The 14,283-nt window shown below is 71.6% G+C and carries 14 protein-coding genes and 1 pseudogene; 8 read left to right on the forward strand and 7 right to left on the reverse strand.

The genetic code is table 11. The features are described 5' to 3' along the window. Positions 1-23: 23 nt before the first annotated feature. A complete protein-coding gene (locus ACQPXB_RS20140; RefSeq protein ID WP_366581758.1) occupies positions 24-935 on the forward strand; it encodes a polysaccharide deacetylase family protein in 912 nt (303 codons plus the stop codon). Positions 936-1,142: 207 nt separating this feature from the next. Beyond that, positions 1,143-2,267 (forward strand): iron-containing redox enzyme family protein, encoded by a 1,125-nt coding sequence (locus ACQPXB_RS20145; RefSeq protein WP_432854420.1) that lies wholly within the window; start codon positions 1,143-1,145, stop codon positions 2,265-2,267. On the opposite strand, the pseudogene ACQPXB_RS20150 reads toward ACQPXB_RS20145, so the two are convergent. Next, positions 2,229-2,351: pseudogene (locus tag ACQPXB_RS20150) on the reverse strand (hypothetical protein); the annotation flags it as partial. The gene ACQPXB_RS20145 and the pseudogene ACQPXB_RS20150 overlap by 39 nt on opposite strands. A 164-nt stretch (positions 2,352-2,515) precedes the next feature. On the opposite strand from ACQPXB_RS20150, the gene ACQPXB_RS20155 reads away from it, so the two are divergent. Then, the gene (locus ACQPXB_RS20155; protein ID WP_432854423.1) at positions 2,516-4,099 is read left to right on the forward strand and encodes a phytoene desaturase family protein; all 1,584 of its coding nucleotides are present in this window, start codon (positions 2,516-2,518) and stop codon (positions 4,097-4,099) included. A 28-nt stretch (positions 4,100-4,127) separates the two neighbouring features. On the opposite strand, the gene ACQPXB_RS20160 is transcribed toward ACQPXB_RS20155, so the two are convergent. Further along, the gene (locus ACQPXB_RS20160) at positions 4,128-4,580 is read right to left on the reverse strand and encodes an SRPBCC family protein (RefSeq protein WP_366581760.1); all 453 of its coding nucleotides are present in this window, start codon (positions 4,578-4,580) and stop codon (positions 4,128-4,130) included. A gap of 212 nt (positions 4,581-4,792) precedes the next feature. Next, the gene (locus tag ACQPXB_RS20165; RefSeq protein WP_366581761.1) at positions 4,793-5,227 is read right to left on the reverse strand and encodes an SRPBCC family protein; all 435 of its coding nucleotides are present in this window, start codon (positions 5,225-5,227) and stop codon (positions 4,793-4,795) included. Positions 5,228-5,409: 182 nt separating this feature from the next. Between ACQPXB_RS20165 and ACQPXB_RS20170 the strand changes: the two genes are divergently transcribed. Then, positions 5,410-5,904, forward strand: a complete 495-nt coding sequence (locus ACQPXB_RS20170) for an STAS domain-containing protein (RefSeq protein WP_432854427.1) — start codon at positions 5,410-5,412, stop codon at positions 5,902-5,904. 129 nt (positions 5,905-6,033) lie between these two features. On the opposite strand, the gene ACQPXB_RS20175 is transcribed toward ACQPXB_RS20170, so the two are convergent. Further along, complete coding sequence (locus tag ACQPXB_RS20175) at positions 6,034-7,593, reverse strand: CocE/NonD family hydrolase (protein WP_432854430.1); 1,560 nt, start codon at positions 7,591-7,593, stop codon at positions 6,034-6,036. Positions 7,594-7,911: 318 nt separating this feature from the next. Between ACQPXB_RS20175 and ACQPXB_RS20180 the strand changes: the two genes are divergently transcribed. Continuing rightward, complete coding sequence (locus ACQPXB_RS20180) at positions 7,912-8,550, forward strand: alpha/beta hydrolase (protein WP_432854433.1); 639 nt, start codon at positions 7,912-7,914, stop codon at positions 8,548-8,550. Positions 8,551-8,591: 41 nt separating this feature from the next. On the opposite strand, the gene ACQPXB_RS20185 is transcribed toward ACQPXB_RS20180, so the two are convergent. Both ACQPXB_RS20185 and ACQPXB_RS20190 read right to left on the reverse strand, forming a co-directional pair. Next, entirely contained in the window at positions 8,592-9,323 is a 732-nt protein-coding gene (locus ACQPXB_RS20185; RefSeq protein ID WP_366581765.1) for a TetR/AcrR family transcriptional regulator, read from the reverse strand. Then, positions 9,320-9,457: a hypothetical protein gene (locus tag ACQPXB_RS20190; RefSeq protein ID WP_432854436.1), complete on the reverse strand. Its 138-nt coding sequence runs from the start codon at positions 9,455-9,457 to the stop codon at positions 9,320-9,322. The genes ACQPXB_RS20185 and ACQPXB_RS20190 overlap by 4 nt, the downstream gene beginning before the upstream one ends. A 267-nt stretch (positions 9,458-9,724) precedes the next feature. Between ACQPXB_RS20190 and ACQPXB_RS20195 the strand changes: the two genes are divergently transcribed. Next, on the forward strand, positions 9,725-10,912 hold the full coding sequence (locus ACQPXB_RS20195; protein WP_432854439.1) for a hypothetical protein: 1,188 nt from the start codon (positions 9,725-9,727) through the stop codon (positions 10,910-10,912). A gap of 297 nt (positions 10,913-11,209) precedes the next feature. Next, positions 11,210-11,410, forward strand: coding sequence for a hypothetical protein (locus tag ACQPXB_RS20200; protein ID WP_366581767.1), 201 nt, complete (start codon positions 11,210-11,212; stop codon positions 11,408-11,410). A 22-nt stretch (positions 11,411-11,432) separates the two neighbouring features. Here the strand turns inward: ACQPXB_RS20200 and ACQPXB_RS20205 are convergent, their stop codons facing one another. Beyond that, on the reverse strand, positions 11,433-12,356 hold the full coding sequence (locus ACQPXB_RS20205) for a TIGR03564 family F420-dependent LLM class oxidoreductase (protein ID WP_432854442.1): 924 nt from the start codon (positions 12,354-12,356) through the stop codon (positions 11,433-11,435). 429 nt (positions 12,357-12,785) lie between these two features. Here ACQPXB_RS20205 and ACQPXB_RS20210 point away from each other — a divergent pair, with 429 nt between their 5' ends. Beyond that, entirely contained in the window at positions 12,786-14,264 is a 1,479-nt protein-coding gene (locus ACQPXB_RS20210) for an ABC transporter substrate-binding protein (protein WP_432854445.1), read from the forward strand. Positions 14,265-14,283: the final 19 nt, after the last annotated feature.

A 14,283-nucleotide genomic window follows, 5' to 3' on the forward strand; every position in this document is an offset into this window, starting at 1 on the left:
TCGTGAGTGAGGATTTGCGGTCGATGCGAGAAATTCCGAGCAATCTCAGCCGGGACCTGGTCGGCTACGGCAAGGACGTGCCGGCTGTCCGGTGGCCCGGCGACGCCAAGGTGGCGGTCAACCTCGTGGTGAACTACGAGGAGGGTTCCGAATACTCCCACGAGATGGGAGACGGTGAGAACGACAGTCTCGCCGAAGTGGACTACGCCTTCCCGGCTCATCTGCGGGATCTGGCGAAGGAATCGATGTACGAGTACGGCAGCCGCGTCGGCGTGTGGCGCCTGCTCCGCCTCTTCGACGAGTACGACGTGAAAGCCACGTTCTTCGGCTGCGCAGTGGCCTTCGAACGCAACCCCGAGGTCGCGTCGGCGGCCCGCGAAGCCGGCCACGACCTGCTCGGGCACGGGTGGCGCTGGGAAGAGCACTGGCGCTTGTCGCGCGAGGAAGAGGCCGACCGGATCAAGAAAGCCGTCGCCTCCTTCACCCAGACGTGGGGCGAAGCGCCCAGTGGCTGGTACTGCCGCTACGGCCCCTCGATCAACACGCGCGAGCTGGTCGTGGAGCACGGCGGATTCCTGTACGACTCGGACGCCTACAACGACGACCTGCCCTACTACGTCGACGTGAACGGAGTCCGGCAGCTCGTCGTCCCGTATTCGCTGACCTACAACGACATCCAGGGCACCCGGTCACCGAGCCTGTTCCTCGACTACCTCAAGCGCGGCTTCGACGAACTGTGGCTCGAAGGCTCGAAGGGCCGGCCCAAGATGATGTCCATCGGCCTCCACCCCCGCCTGGTGGGCCAGGCGGCACGCACCGGGGCGCTGCGGGAGTTCATCGAATACGCCCAGGCCAAGGGCGGCGTCTGGTTCGCCCGCCGGGCCGACATCGCCCGCTGGTGGAACGAGCACTCGGAGGAGTTCGTCCAGGGGTGAGGCCGGCCGGGCTGGCGGACCGGGCTTGAGGACAGATCCCGCCGCCCGCGCTCAGGCTGCTCTGTCCCGCCTGTGACCTTCCCGCGCCGCCCCCGGTTTCCCGGTCCGAACCGGAGGGTATCCGGACGGCGCTCGGCCACCGCTGAGGAGTCCCCACCGGCCACCCTGGCCGGTGGGGCACATTTCCCCCGGGTACCAGGAGGTTCCATGCGTCTGCCCCATCCTCGCGGTCCGGCGAGTTCCGCGGTCGTCACCCGGCTCGGGTCCGAGCCGGACGACGCGGCGGCCAGTGCGGTACCGGCCGGCGCCGGCGGGCCAGTGTGCCACGACGAAGACCTGCAGCTCACCCTGTGGATCTGTTACGAGCTGAGCTACCGCGGTTTCGACGACGTCGACGCCGCCTGGGAGCACGCTCCCTTCGTCACGGGCATGCGACGGCAGCTGGAACGCAGATGGGTGGCCGGTCTGCACGAGCTCGTGCCGCCCACCCCGGTGCGGCCGGACGCGGTGGCGCAGGCGTTGGCCGACCTGGTGCGGGCGGACGAAGGGCCACCCGTGGCGAAGTTCCTGCAGCGGCGCGCTTCCGAGGAGCAGTTCCGGGAGTTCGTGGCGCAGCGCTCGGTCTACCACCTCAAAGAGGCCGATCCGCACAGCTGGGCCATTCCCCGGCTTTCCGGCGCGGCCAAGGCGGCACTGGTCGAGATCCAGGCCGACGAATACGGGCAGGGCCGGCTCGCGCGGATGCACTCGGAGCTCTTCCGGGGCACCCTGCGCTCGCTGGGGCTGGACGACGGCTACGGCCACTACGTCGACCGCGTCCCGGCGGTGACGCTCGCGGTCAGCAACCTCATGTCCCTGTTCGGGTTTCACCGCCGCTGGCTGGGCGCGGCGCTCGGGCACCTGGCCGCGTTCGAGATGACGTCGTCGTTGCCGAATCGCCGCTACGGCAACGGACTGCGCCGGCTGGGTGGCGATGCCGCCGCCACGCGGTTCTACGACGAGCACGTCGAGGCCGACGCCGTCCACGAGCAGATCGCCGCGCACGATCTGTGCGGCACGTTCGCCCGTGAGAACCCGTCGGCCGCGGGCGATGTCCTCTTCGGAGCGGCGTGCGCGCTGGCGGTGGAAGGGGAGTTCGGCCGGATGCTGCTCACGCACTGGGACGAAGGACGCTCGTCCCTGCGCCCGGCGCCGGGGTCAGCGCCCGCCGGCGGCCGCGCGGAAGCCCCGCACCTTGTGAGTGCCGTCGCAGAACGGTTTGACGGCCGAGAGCCCGCACCGGCACAACGCGACCGTGCTCCGGCCGGGGTCGATGACCTCGCCGTCCGGTGAGCGGAGCTCGAAGGCACCGCGGACCAGCAGCGGCCCGTCTTCGTACGGGGTGATGGTCACGGCTTCCGTGACGTCGTCGTTCACCGGCCCCGGGTACCCCGCCCGCGCCCCGCTCAAGCCGACTCGCCGGCGACCGCCGCGGCCGCCGGACGATTTCCGGGTTTCCGCCGGCCGAACCGGGGTTATCCGGGAGGCGTGCGCATCGTGATCACCGGCGCGACCGGGAACCTCGGCACGGCGTCGGCGTGATGGAGACCGTCGACGCGATCGTGGTCGGGGCGGGGCACAACGGGCTCGTCGCGGCGAACCTGCTCGCCGACGCCGGCTGGGACGTCCTGGTGCTCGAAGCCACGGACGCCCCGGGCGGGGCCGTGCGCACCGCGGAGGTGACGTCGCCGGGTTTCCGCAACGACCTGTGCAGTGCCTTCTTCCCGATGGCCGCCGCGTCGCCGATCCTGCGTGGCCTCGGCCTGGAGGAACACGGGCTGCGCTGGCGGCACGCGCCCGACGTGCTCGCGCACGTCCTGCCGGACAACCGATGCGTGGTGCTCTCGCGCGATGTGGACCGCACGGCCCGGTCGGTGGCTCGGTTCGCGCCCGCCGACGGGGACGCGTGGCGGGAGCTGTTCACCCAGTGGCAAGGGCTGCGTGATCCACTGCTGGACGCGCTGTTCACGCCGTTCCCTCCGGTGCGGCCCGCCGTGAAGCTGCTGCGGCGCGCCGGTACCGCCGACGCGCTGCGGCTGGCGCGGATGCTGACGTTGCCCGCACGGCGGTTCGGGCAGGAACGGTTCGCCGGCGAAGGCGCGCGGCTGCTGCTGGCGGGCAACGCCGCGCACAGCGACCTGTCCGTGGACAACGCGGGCAGCGCGGTGTTCGGCTGGCTGCTGACGATGCTCGCCCAGGACGTCGGGTTTCCCGTGCCCGAAGGCGGAGCGGGCGAGCTGGTGGCGGCATTGCTGCGCAGGCTGGGTGGACGCGGAGCCGTCCACTGTGAACACGGGGTGACCGAGATCCTGGTGGCCGGCGGCCGCGCGGTGGGGGTGCGCTGCGCCGACGGGACGGTGGTCCGCGCGCGCCGGGCGGTGCTGGCCGACGTGCCGGCGCCCGCGTTGTACGGGCAGCTCGTGGCGCCGGAGTGGCTGCCGGCCCGTCTGCTGCGGGATCTCGAGGCGTTCGAGTGGGACAGCGCGACGGTGAAGGTCGACTGGGCCTTGAGCGGCCCGGTCCCGTGGACCGCGCCGGACGCCGCGGGCGCCGGCACCGTCCACCTGGGCTGCGACGAGGACGGTCTCGCGACGTTCGGCGCGGAGCTGGGCCGGGGCCGGGTCCCGCGCCGGCCGTTCCTGCTGCTCGGCCAGATGACCACCGCGGATCCCACGCGTTCGCCGGCCGGGACCGAAGCCGTGTGGGCGTACACCCATGTGCCGCGTGGGTCCGTGGCGACCGCGTCGGAGTCGGCCCGCCGAGCCGACGCGATCGAAGACACGATCGAGCGGCAGGCGCCGGGCTTCCGCGACCGGATCGTCGGCCGCTGCGTGCAGGGCCCGGCCGAGCTCGCCGGTCACGACCCGAGCCTCGTGGGTGGCGCGGTGAACGGTGGTACCACGGCGCTCCACCAGCAGCTGTTCTTCCGGCCCGTCCCGGGTCTCGGCCGCGCGGACACGCCGGTCGACCGCCTCTACCTCGCCGGTGCCTCGGCCCACCCCGGCGGCGCGGTCCACGGTGGACCGGGTGCCAACGCCGCTCGCGCCGCCCTGGCGCGCGACGGCGCGCTCGGTGGGGGATACGCGGCACTGATCCGCGCGGCCCATCGCGCGGTGTACGGCTGATGAAGCGGGCGGCGCGGCGGTGGTGTCGCTACGGCCGGACCCGCGCCCGCTCTCGGCCCTCGACCACATCGGCCAAACGGGCCAGGGATTCCTGGTTGCGCGGCCGCAGCACCAGCGCCTGAACCGCCTCGGGGAGCAGCTTGCCGGGTCCGCGCAGCGCCCGCTCGGACATCCTGACCAGAGTCTGTCCATCTTGGACGGACAACGTCACTTCGACCTCGGCTGTGCCGAACGGCCACGCCTGGGCTTCGAGCTTCACGGATTCACCCGGTCGCACGGCGAGAACCACCGTGCTGTCCTGAACTTGCGCCGGCCAGGCGCCGACGCTGTGGTGCAGGCGGCTGCCGACCGCCGGCCACGTCGCGTCGACGTCGCGGATGTGCGAACTGCCGACGACCCAGCCGGCGTAGGACCACCCGTCGGCGAGGACGGCGAACACCGCCGCAGGCGAAGCCCGGACGAGGCGGGTCACTTCGATCATCGTTCTCTCCTCGGGTTGTCCCCATCGCTGCCGACGTTCCGCACCCCGGGTACCCGCGGCCGGGGAAGGTAACCGCCGCCGGCGAGATCCTGGTGTGCGAAAAACCTCTGCGACCTGGAGAAGTTTGGTTCCCGCCCGAGGGGGTATCGCGGTCGGAGCGGCTCCCGCCGGTCATGCAGCTGGTCGGCGGGAGCCGTTTCCCTGCCACCGCGTCACTCCGGTGCGCCGAGGATCCGGGTGAGGCTTTTTTCGGTGTCGGCGCCGACCTTTTCGAACACGACCTTGGCGAGTGGCGCCGCGAGCTTGGCGGCTCCGTGGAACTCGATCGTGGCGTGGTATGTGATCGTGGTGCCCGCGCCGTCGGCGGCGAGGCCGATGTCGTCGGTGGAAGTCGCGGTGTCGTTGCGGCCGACGAACACCACCCGGCCGGGTTCGAGCCACGTCAGCTCGTACGTCAGCTCCGTCTTGACGCCCGCGATCTTCGAGACGTTGCGCCATCGGGACCCGACCTCGACCGGCCCGCGGCCGAGCGGGTCGCACGAGACGGTCCCCGGATCCCACTCTTCGGCGTTGGCGAAGTCCTTCAGGTAGTCCTGTACCTCGGCCGGCGCGGCGGCGACGGCGAACTTGCGGGTCACCTCGACCATGGATCGTCTCCTTTGCTGCCGAACTCGTCGGCCGGTGCTTCGGCCGGCTGGGCTCTTCGCGGAATCGAGCCTCGGGTACCCCGCCCCGGACCGCCCAACCGGCCCGCGGTCGTCCACCCGCCCGCCGCGCGGCGGTGCCACCCAGCGCCACGGTGCGGTTGTCCGGGACGTACCGCGCGGCTATGGTGGTCTTCACGTGGTGGAACACAGAGCCACGTCATGGTTTTCGTCTGGCCCAGCCCCGCCTTTCGGTTGCCTCGGATCCGAGCGCGGGAGCTCAGATGGCTCGCTCCTTCAAAAGTATCGACACCAGCGGACGTTCGTCGTTGGCGGTGGAAACCCGCCATCCCCGGCCCGGCCAGGCACTGGTGATGGTGGGCGGCGAAGTCGACTTGGCCACGGCGCCGCGGCTGGCCGACGAGGTGAACGCGCTGTGCCGGACGCCGCACCACAGCGTGGTCGTCGACTTGAGCGGGGTGAACTTCCTGTCGGTGCGGGGAATCGCGGTGCTGCTCAGTCTGCAACGGCACTGCCGGGAGGCTTCGACCGAGCTGTCGCTGATTTTCTCCCCCGCCGTCCGGCGGATGTTGGAACGGCTGGACTCGTCCGAGTTCTTCGCCACGAGCGAGCTGCTCCGGCCCGCTCCGATGCGGACCGGCCCTTCCTGCCGGGCGTGAGCCCGCGCCGTCACCTCACCTCAGCCCGGGCAGGCGGCAAAGTCGGCCGCCACCGCGCACCAGGACTGACGCCGGCGGGCGATCAGGAAGGTGAGGCCGGTTCCGGACGGTCTCACCCCTTTTTTTGCTTCAGAGAGCCGCGACCGGCAGCGTCAGGTGCGAACCCTCGCACGAGATCGTGTACTGGCACGGCTCCGGGTTGCGGGCGAAGCGTGGGTGGGCCCCGCCGGAGATCTGCAGGCGCAGGCGCCGGCCGGGCGCGAAGCGGTGGGCGCAGGTGCCGAGCGAGAGGGTGACTGGGGCGTCGGTGGTGGTGAGGCGGGTGAAGACCTCGGTGACGTTCCACGAGCGGCCGCGTTCGTCCACTTCGCACAGTCGCACGAACACGTCGGGCGTGGTGCCGGCGGTAATCCGCAGGTGCACCGACGGCGCGCCCAGGACTTCGAGCGGTGTGTCCAGCGGAGCGGAGGTGAAGGTGACCACGTCGTCACGGGCTTCGAGTGCGCTGTTGTCCTGGCGGCCGGCCTTGGCGGACATGTGGCGCCCGCCCACCGACGGTGTCGGGTCCGCCGGGTCGTAGGTGAACTCGACGGTGCCCGGGCCACTTTCGGCGCCGAGACCGCCGGTCGAGGTCAGGCCCAGCACGCGTTGCTCGGTCTTGGGTGGCCACGACGGCATCGACCGCCACTGTCCGGCGCCGGTCACGTGGATCCGCACGGGCGCGGGCCGCCGCGACGGAGCACCGGCGAGGTGCTCGTCGAACCAGGCCAGGGCCTCGGGGTCGGTGACGCGCGAGGATTTGAAGGCCGTGTCCAGGTGTGTCCACGGGCCGATCGTCAGGGCGACGTCGGCGTCGAGGCGGCGGTACTGCTCCAGCGTCTGGTCCACGAACACGTCGTGCCAGCCGCCGATGAGCAGGACGGGGATCCGCGTCGCGGTGAGCGCCGCCGAGGCGTCGTAGTCGGTCCAAAAGGGATCTTCGAGGTCGGGGTGGGCGAGCCAGTCGGTGAACCACGGGTGGTCGGGGCCCAGGGCCTTCACCGCGGCGGCTTCCGGCGTCGGCTCGCGCAGCGCGGCGTCGACGCGGCGGCGCGCGGCGAGCATCGCGCGCGGTCCCCGGGCCTGCACGGTGGTGCTCCAGCCGAGGAAGTCGGCCAGGGCCACGGAACCGGTGCCGCGGATGGCGCGGGCGAAGTCGTGCGGCCCGACGAGGACGACGGCCGCCCGCAGCTCAGGTGGCGGGTCCTGCAGCAGCGCCCACTGCGTCCAGCCGAGGTAGGAACCGCCGAGGGTCGCGAGCCGGCCGGTGAACCACGCCTGCTCGCGCAGCCACGCGACCGCGTCCTGGCTGTCGGCCGTCTCCTGCGCGATGGGCCGGAACGCGCCGGTGGACCCGCCCGTCCCGCGGACGCTCTGCACCACGACCTGGTACCCGCGCTCGGCGAACGCGCGGCCGTGGAACAGGCTTTCGGGCAGGCCGCGGCCGTACGGCGAGCGGATGAGCACGGTGCCGTGCGCCTCGCCGACGGGCAGGTAGAGGTCGGTGAGCAGCTGCGCCCCGTCGCGGGTGAGCACGGGTACCGCCCGCTCGACCGTGTAGCGCCGGCCGCCCTTGGGCAGGCCGAACGCCACGCGGTGGACGGCGCCGATCGCGCGGGCGAGCACGCCGGCAGGCCGGGGCTGGGCCATGGTTCCTCCTGGTCGTGCACATCAGCCGGCGTGCGGCGAGACCGCTTCGGGCTCGTGGGACGGTTCCTTCGACTTGCCGGGGTTCAGCGCCACCGCCCCACCCCAGAATGCTGCGTGGCATCCGGGGAGGACACCCCGGCGTCGCCGAACCGGGCCCCATCCGCACCTCCGTGAAAAACCCGGTATCGGAATAGCTATTCCGGATCATAGCATGATGGCGTACCAGGTCATTCGGCGGAAGCGGCACCGGGCGCACGGTCTTGAGGAGACAATCATGAGCGCAGGAGCGCGCAATGTCGTGCTCGTCCACGGGGGTTCGTGGACGGTTCGCGCTGGGCGCAGGTCCACGATCTGCTCGTCCGCGACGGCTACTCGGTGAGCGTCGTGCAGAACCCGACGCTGTCGCTGGAGGGCGACGCCGCGGCGACCCGGATGATCCTCGATCAGCAGGACGGCCCGACTGTCCTGGTCGGACACTCCTACGGCGGCGCGGTGATCAGTGAGGCGGGTACTCACGACAACGTGGCGGCGTTGGCTTATATCGCCGCGTTCGCGCCGGACAAGGGGGAGTCGGTGAACACGCTGATCGCCGACCCGCCTCCGGGGGCGCCGGTGCCGCCGATTCTTCCGCCGCAGAACGGATTTCTGTTCCTGGACAAGGAGAAGTTCCACGAGTCGTTCTCGGGTGACCTCACGCCGGAGCGCGCGCGGTTCCTGGCCGACTCGCAGGTGCCGTGGGGTGTGGACGCTCTCGCGGGCGCGGTGAGTCAGCCGGCGTGGCGGGTGAAGCCGAGCTGGTATCTGGTGGCGACGGAGGACCGGATGATTCCGCCGCCCGCGCAGCACGCGATGGCGGAGCGGGCCGGGGCGACGGTGACGGAGGTGGCGGCGAGTCACTCGTTGTTCGAGTCTCAAGCGGCCGCGGTGGTCGAGGTGATCAAGACGGCGGCGGCCTGACCCGGGATTCCGCCGGGGCGCGGCCGGGATTCGGCCGCGCCCTAGCCGTCGCCCGAGATCCGCCGGCGCCGGCCGCGCTCCAGCGCGGAGATCTGCCGGTCGGTGAGCCCGGGTTCGGGCAGTGGCGTGGGGGTGTCGCGGGCGGGCTGGAGGCTGTCCATCAGGAAGCCGATCATCCGGCGATACAGGCGGGGGTGGGCCGCGCCGCCGAACTCGACGGACGTCTGCACGGCCATCGACATCAGCAGCAGGTCGCCGGCCACGAGGTCGTCGCGCACGCGACCGGACTCGCGCGCCCGCTGCACGAGCCGGCCGAGGTGCTTGCCGGTGCGGTTGTGGGTGTCCTCGACCAGCTTCGCCAGCCGGTGAGGCGTGCGGGGCCGCGACCAGCCGAGCGACTCGCTGTAGGAGCCGCTGAGCAGCTCCCGGAACCCCTTGTCGGGAGCGAGGGTGGTGACCGACTTCTCCAGGAATCCGGCGATGCCCGCCCACGGGTCCGGGTCGAGGCTCGCGTCGATCGCCTGGTTCTCGGCGAGCTCGAACAGCGGCGCGTAGACGTCGTGGATCAGGTCGTCCTTCGTCGGGAACGTGCGGTACACCGTGGCCACGCCGACCCCGGCCGCCTTGGCGACGTCGGCGAGGGTGGCACTGCAGCCGTGCTCCGCGAAGACCTCGGCGGCGGCGTCCAGGACCCGTGCGAGGTTCGCCTTCGCGTCCCGCCGCGACGGTCCCGGTCGCGGGGTCCTCGGTTCGGCTGCGCGCGGCTCGGTCACCTACCGGATTTTACCGGGCTGTCCTGCGGCTTCGCGGTCTGACGGAGCTGAGCGGCACGATCGTCGGCGCCGGCCACCCGGGCCTGGTCGACACCGTGCTCGTCGCCCGCCGCGTGGTCAAACGCGACGGTCACCTCGTGGACCTCCCGTTGCCGGCCCTGCGGTCCCGCCTGCTCGAGTCCCGCCGCCGCATCGCCGAGGCGGCGGGCGTCCCCCGACCGCACCTGGCTGCCGAGGACCGAACAGGCGTAGCCATCTCCGCGTCGGCTTCACACGTTTGCGTGAAAGGGGACCGATTGCGCCGAGATGTGCTGCGTCGGCGCAGGTCAGGGTGGTTGCCTCGAGGGACGGGCGGGGTGAGGAGTGTCGATGGGCGAGGTCGAGGCGCGCTGGTGCCGGCTGTGTCCATGGGGTTGGCCGCGCTGCTGGGCGTGCTCGGTGCGCAGCCGGCCGGCGCGGCCGGGTCGGCGTACGCGACCTGGGACCTGCGGTCCGGCGAGGGTTCGGTGACGGTGCCGGTGGCGGGTTTCCCGGCCGGCGCCTTCTCGACCGACGCGACCTCCGCGACCGCGACGAGCGGCGGGACCACGTACCTGGCGGCGGACACGCCGTTCGGACAGGTCTTCGGCAGCTCGCGCGGGCGGCCCTACGCGGTGATCCGGCCCGCCGCGGGCAGCGCGCCGTCGACGACCACGATCAGCTTCGCCCACCCGGCCCCGGCGTCGAGCTGGGGGTTCACCCTCGGTGACGTCGATGCCGACACCGTCCAGGTCAGCGCGACCGGCGCGGACGGCAGCCGCGTCGACGTCGCGTCGCTCGGTTATCAGGGCGCCTTCAACTACTGCGGCGGCACGCCCAAGCCGGCGTCGTGCGGCAGCGGGAGCGCCGGCGACCGGCCGACGTGGGACCCGGGCACCGCGACGCTGCGCGGCAACGGCCCCGACACCGAGGGCGCGAGCGGCTGGTTCCGCCCGACCGCGGCGATCTCCTCGCTGACCCTGCGCATGACGGTGCTGACCGGCCGGCCCGTCTACCAGGTCTGGCTCGCCGCCCTCACCCGCACGGTGAGCGGCACTCTGGCCGGCGCGTGCGACGGCCGGCCCGCCACGGGCACGGTGCGCCTGCTGACCGGCAGCGGCGCGGTCCTCGCGGAAACCACCTCCGAGCCCGACGGCAGCTACGCCTTCCCGTCCGTCGCGGCGGACCGCTACGAGGTCCAGGTTGTGCCGACGGAAGGCTTCACCGTGGACGGCCCCGCCACCACCCCGGCCGACACGACCTCCGCCGACGTCCCCGACGTGGACTTCGCCCTCACCTGCCGGCCGAAACCACCGACGACGACGCCGCCCACGACGACGCCGCCCACATCGTCACACCCGACCGACGTGTCAACCACCGAGCCGACCTCCGCCCAGTCCACGACGACAAGCAGCGGCATCGTCGTCCCGCCCGCGACCCGCACCACCCCGAACGGCCCACTCGCCACCACCGGCACCTCGGCCGGTCCCTCGCTCGGCGCCGGCCTCCTCCTCGTGGCCGTGGGAACAGGCCTGCTCATCCTCACCGCTCGCCGGCGCCGCACCCGCTGACCGCGCGAGGCTGGGCCACCCGACCGATCGGCCGAGTCGCCGAATACCTCAACATCCACATCGGACCGTACGACCGCGACCGCACCGACCGGCCACAATTCGGCGGCCTGCGCGAGACTGCCGATCGGCGCGGAGCTGTGCCCGACGAAATCTTTCCCCACAGCCAAGCATTTTTCACCGCCCGGCTGCACGCGAGCCCAGGATGTGGGCGGTTTTGTTCTCCCGCCGGCTGGACGGGGCTGGACACGGCCGCGACCGCGACGAGAATGGAAGGCGGTCCGGTACGGGAGGCTGACGATGAAGCGTGCGATCCGGGCATTGACCCGAGCGGTCACCGGCTACGGCTGGGTGCTCGCACCTCCGTCCGCGCCGCTCGACTTCGGGTTCGTCATACCCGTGCCGCGGTCGGCCGCGGCCGATGAGCCGAGCGTGCCGCTGTCGCGCCGTGAGCGTGAGATGTTCCGGCGGATCGTGCACGACTTCGCCGCGTCCGAGTGACTGTCCACAGTGGTCTGCGCGGTCAGGCCAGGCCACCGAGGACTTCGAAGGTGCGGGCCTGGTCTTCGGGACCGCCGAGATCGGTCTGCGTGAACACCACTTCGGTCGCTCCGGCGTCGAAGTAACTGCGCACCGCGGCGGCGATGGCCGATTCGTCCCCGATGACGGCGAGCTCACCCGCGTGCCGCGCGCCCGCCAGAGACACGACGCGCTGGTAGGAGGGGATCTGGTCGTAGAACGCCATGTCCCGCAACGCTTTTTCCCGGACATCACCGGCGTTCGCCGTGACCGTGCCCGCCACGAAGGCGACGATCCGCGGTGCGGGGCGGCCGGCCTCGTCGGCCGCTTGGGCGATGGCGGGGACGATGTGCTCGCCGAGCACGCGCGGTGAGGCCAGGTAGGGGAGTGTGCCGTCGGCGAGTTCGCCGGTGACCCGCAAGGCTTTCGGCCCCATCGCGGCGACGAGCACCGGCACCGTCGGCTGCGCGCCGGGCACGGTGACCGGCAGGATCGGCGCGACGGTGAGCCGGTCGCCGTGGAAGTCGGCGGTGCCGGTGTCCAGCAACGCCCTCAGCGAGGTCAGGAACTCGCGCAGCAGCGCGACGGGCCGCTCGAACGGCAGCCCGAACGTCTTCTCGACGATGAACCGGGCGCCGAGCGCGAGCCCGAGGTGGAAGTGCCCGTGGGTCGCGGCCTGCGCGGTTTGCGCCTGGGACGACACGAGCACGGGGTGGCGGCCGAACACGGGGATCGCGGACGTGCCCACGTGCAGCCCCGGGAGCTCGCGTCCCAGCACGGTGGCGAGGGCGGCGGCGTCGTAGTCAAGACGCTGGCCCACCCACGCGGAGCGGATTCCGGCCTCGGCGGCCGCGCGGGCCTGTTCGACGACGGCGTCGACGTAGTTGGCGACTCCGGTGGTCGTGTTGAGCGAGACTCCGATGGTCATGCCGGGAACAACCCGTGCACCGGCCGAAGCATTTCTTTGTACGGCCGGATCTCGTCTGATGGGAGGATTTCCGCGCTTGTCCGGCGCCGTTGACCGGTGCGAGAAACGGTCATTAGAGTTCGCGGCGAGCGGCATCCCGAACCGACGGCAAACCCGGCCGGAGGATGCCCGAATCGTGAGGACGCATTCTTTCCCGCCGTGGGAATTCCCGCCGACATTCGCGTGATCCGGCCGCGAGACACGACGTCGTGTTCCGCCGTGCCTTCGACGAGCTAGGAGTACCCGACCGTGAGACCGTCTCTACACCGGCGCCGGACCAGTCGAGTGGCCCTCGCCGCACTGGCGGCAGCCACTGCCTTGACGCTCAGCGCCTGTGGGGAAGGCGGCGCCACGAGCACCGCGAGCGGGCCGCCCCACAGCGGTGGCACGTTGACCTTCGCGGTGGGCTCGGACGCCGGTTGCGTGGATCCGCAACAGGTCAGCAGCAACGACACGATCTATTCGCTGCGCCAGATCGTCGATTCGCTGACCGACCAGGATCCCGCGACCGGCAAGATCGTGCCGTGGCTGGCGCAGAGCTGGGACATCAGCCCGGACGCGACCACGTTCACCTTCCACCTTCGCCCCGGCGTGACCTTCAGCGACGGCTCGCCACTGACCGCGCAGGTGGTCAAGGACAACTTCGACGCGGTGCCGAAACTGGGCACCCTCGGGGTGCTGGCCGAGGGCTATCTGAGCGGGGTCCAGGCCACCACGGTGGTCGATCCGAGCACCGTCCGCGTGCAGTTCAGCCGGCCCAATGCCCAGTTCCTGCAGGCGACCTCCACGTTCTCGCTCGGGATCGAATCCTCGGCGAGCGCGAGGAAACGGCCGCAGGACAAGTGCAGCCAGGGCGTGATCGGGTCCGGTCAGTTCGTGCTGAAGCAGCACGTGGCGAACCAGTCGACCACGCTGGCCAAGCGCACGGGCTACGACTGGGGTTCCTCGCTCCGGCGCAAGAAGGGCGAGGCCTACCTCGACCAGGTCGTGTTCAAGGTGGTGCCGGAGGCCGGGGTGCGCCAGGGCAGCCTGCAGTCCGGTCAGGTCGACGCGATCGGCAGCGTCGGCAAGGCCGACGAGGCCGCGCTGAAGGCGGCCGGTGTCACGTTGCTGGCGAGGGCGAATCCCGGCGCGGTGTTCAACCTCGGTCTGAACAACTCCCGTCCGGCACTGCGGGACGAGCGGGTGCGCCAGGCACTGCAGGTCGCGGTCGACCGGCAGCAGATCGTCGACACCGTGTTCCCGACCGGGACCCGGCCGGCGACCAGCGTCCTGTCGCACACGACACCGGACTATGCCGACCAAGGCCCGGCGCTGGCGTTCGACGCGGCGAAAGCCAAGGCGCTGCTGGACTCCGCCGGCTGGACGCCCGGCGGCGACGGCATCCGGCAGCGCAACGGCGCCCGGCTCAGCCTGAACCTGGTGTGGTTCGCCAACTCGGCCACCAACCAGCCCGCGCTCGAGCTGGTGCAGCAGCAGCTGAAGGCCGTAGGCGTCGACGTCGTGCTCAAGCAGCTGCCGATCGCGCAGCTCGCGCAGGCGCAGACCGCCGGTGACTTCGATCTGTTGTGGGGCAATCTGACTCGGGCGGATCCCGACATCCTGCGCGGCCAGTACTCGACGCAGCTGGCCAATGTCTACCGCATCCCCGCGCCCGGAATCGACGAGTTGCTGACGCGGCAGGCGGCGACGACCGACGGCGCTCAGCGCAAGGCGGTTGTCGCACAGGCGCAGCAGGAGGTCGTGCGCAACGCCTACGTCATCCCCGTCGTGGAGCTGCAGACGGAGCTCGGCGTCGCGCCGAAGGTGCACGACCTCGACTTCGAGGCCTCCAGCCGGATCCAGCTGCACGACACGTGGCTGAGCTAGCCAAGCCCCGGATGTCCCC

This window comes from Amycolatopsis sp. CA-161197, from assembly GCF_050942255.1.
GTDB lineage: Bacteria > Actinomycetota > Actinomycetes > Mycobacteriales > Pseudonocardiaceae > Amycolatopsis.

Excerpts from the sequence above, each read along its gene's own strand:
- ACQPXB_RS20140 (WP_366581758.1), top strand. The coding sequence starts at position 24 with ATGCGAGAAATTCCGAGCAATCTCAGCCGGGACCTGGTCGGCTACGGC.
- ACQPXB_RS20145 (WP_432854420.1), top strand. The coding sequence starts at position 1,143 with ATGCGTCTGCCCCATCCTCGCGGTCCGGCGAGTTCCGCGGTCGTCACC.
- ACQPXB_RS20155 (WP_432854423.1), top strand. The coding sequence starts at position 2,516 with ATGGAGACCGTCGACGCGATCGTGGTCGGGGCGGGGCACAACGGGCTC.
- ACQPXB_RS20160 (WP_366581760.1), bottom strand. The coding sequence starts at position 4,580 with ATGATCGAAGTGACCCGCCTCGTCCGGGCTTCGCCTGCGGCGGTGTTC.
- ACQPXB_RS20165 (WP_366581761.1), bottom strand. The coding sequence starts at position 5,227 with ATGGTCGAGGTGACCCGCAAGTTCGCCGTCGCCGCCGCGCCGGCCGAG.
- ACQPXB_RS20170 (WP_432854427.1), top strand. The coding sequence starts at position 5,410 with ATGGTGGTCTTCACGTGGTGGAACACAGAGCCACGTCATGGTTTTCGT.
- ACQPXB_RS20175 (WP_432854430.1), bottom strand. The coding sequence starts at position 7,593 with ATGGCCCAGCCCCGGCCTGCCGGCGTGCTCGCCCGCGCGATCGGCGCC.
- ACQPXB_RS20200 (WP_366581767.1), top strand. The coding sequence starts at position 11,210 with ATGAAGCGTGCGATCCGGGCATTGACCCGAGCGGTCACCGGCTACGGC.
- ACQPXB_RS20205 (WP_432854442.1), bottom strand. The coding sequence starts at position 12,356 with ATGACCATCGGAGTCTCGCTCAACACGACCACCGGAGTCGCCAACTAC.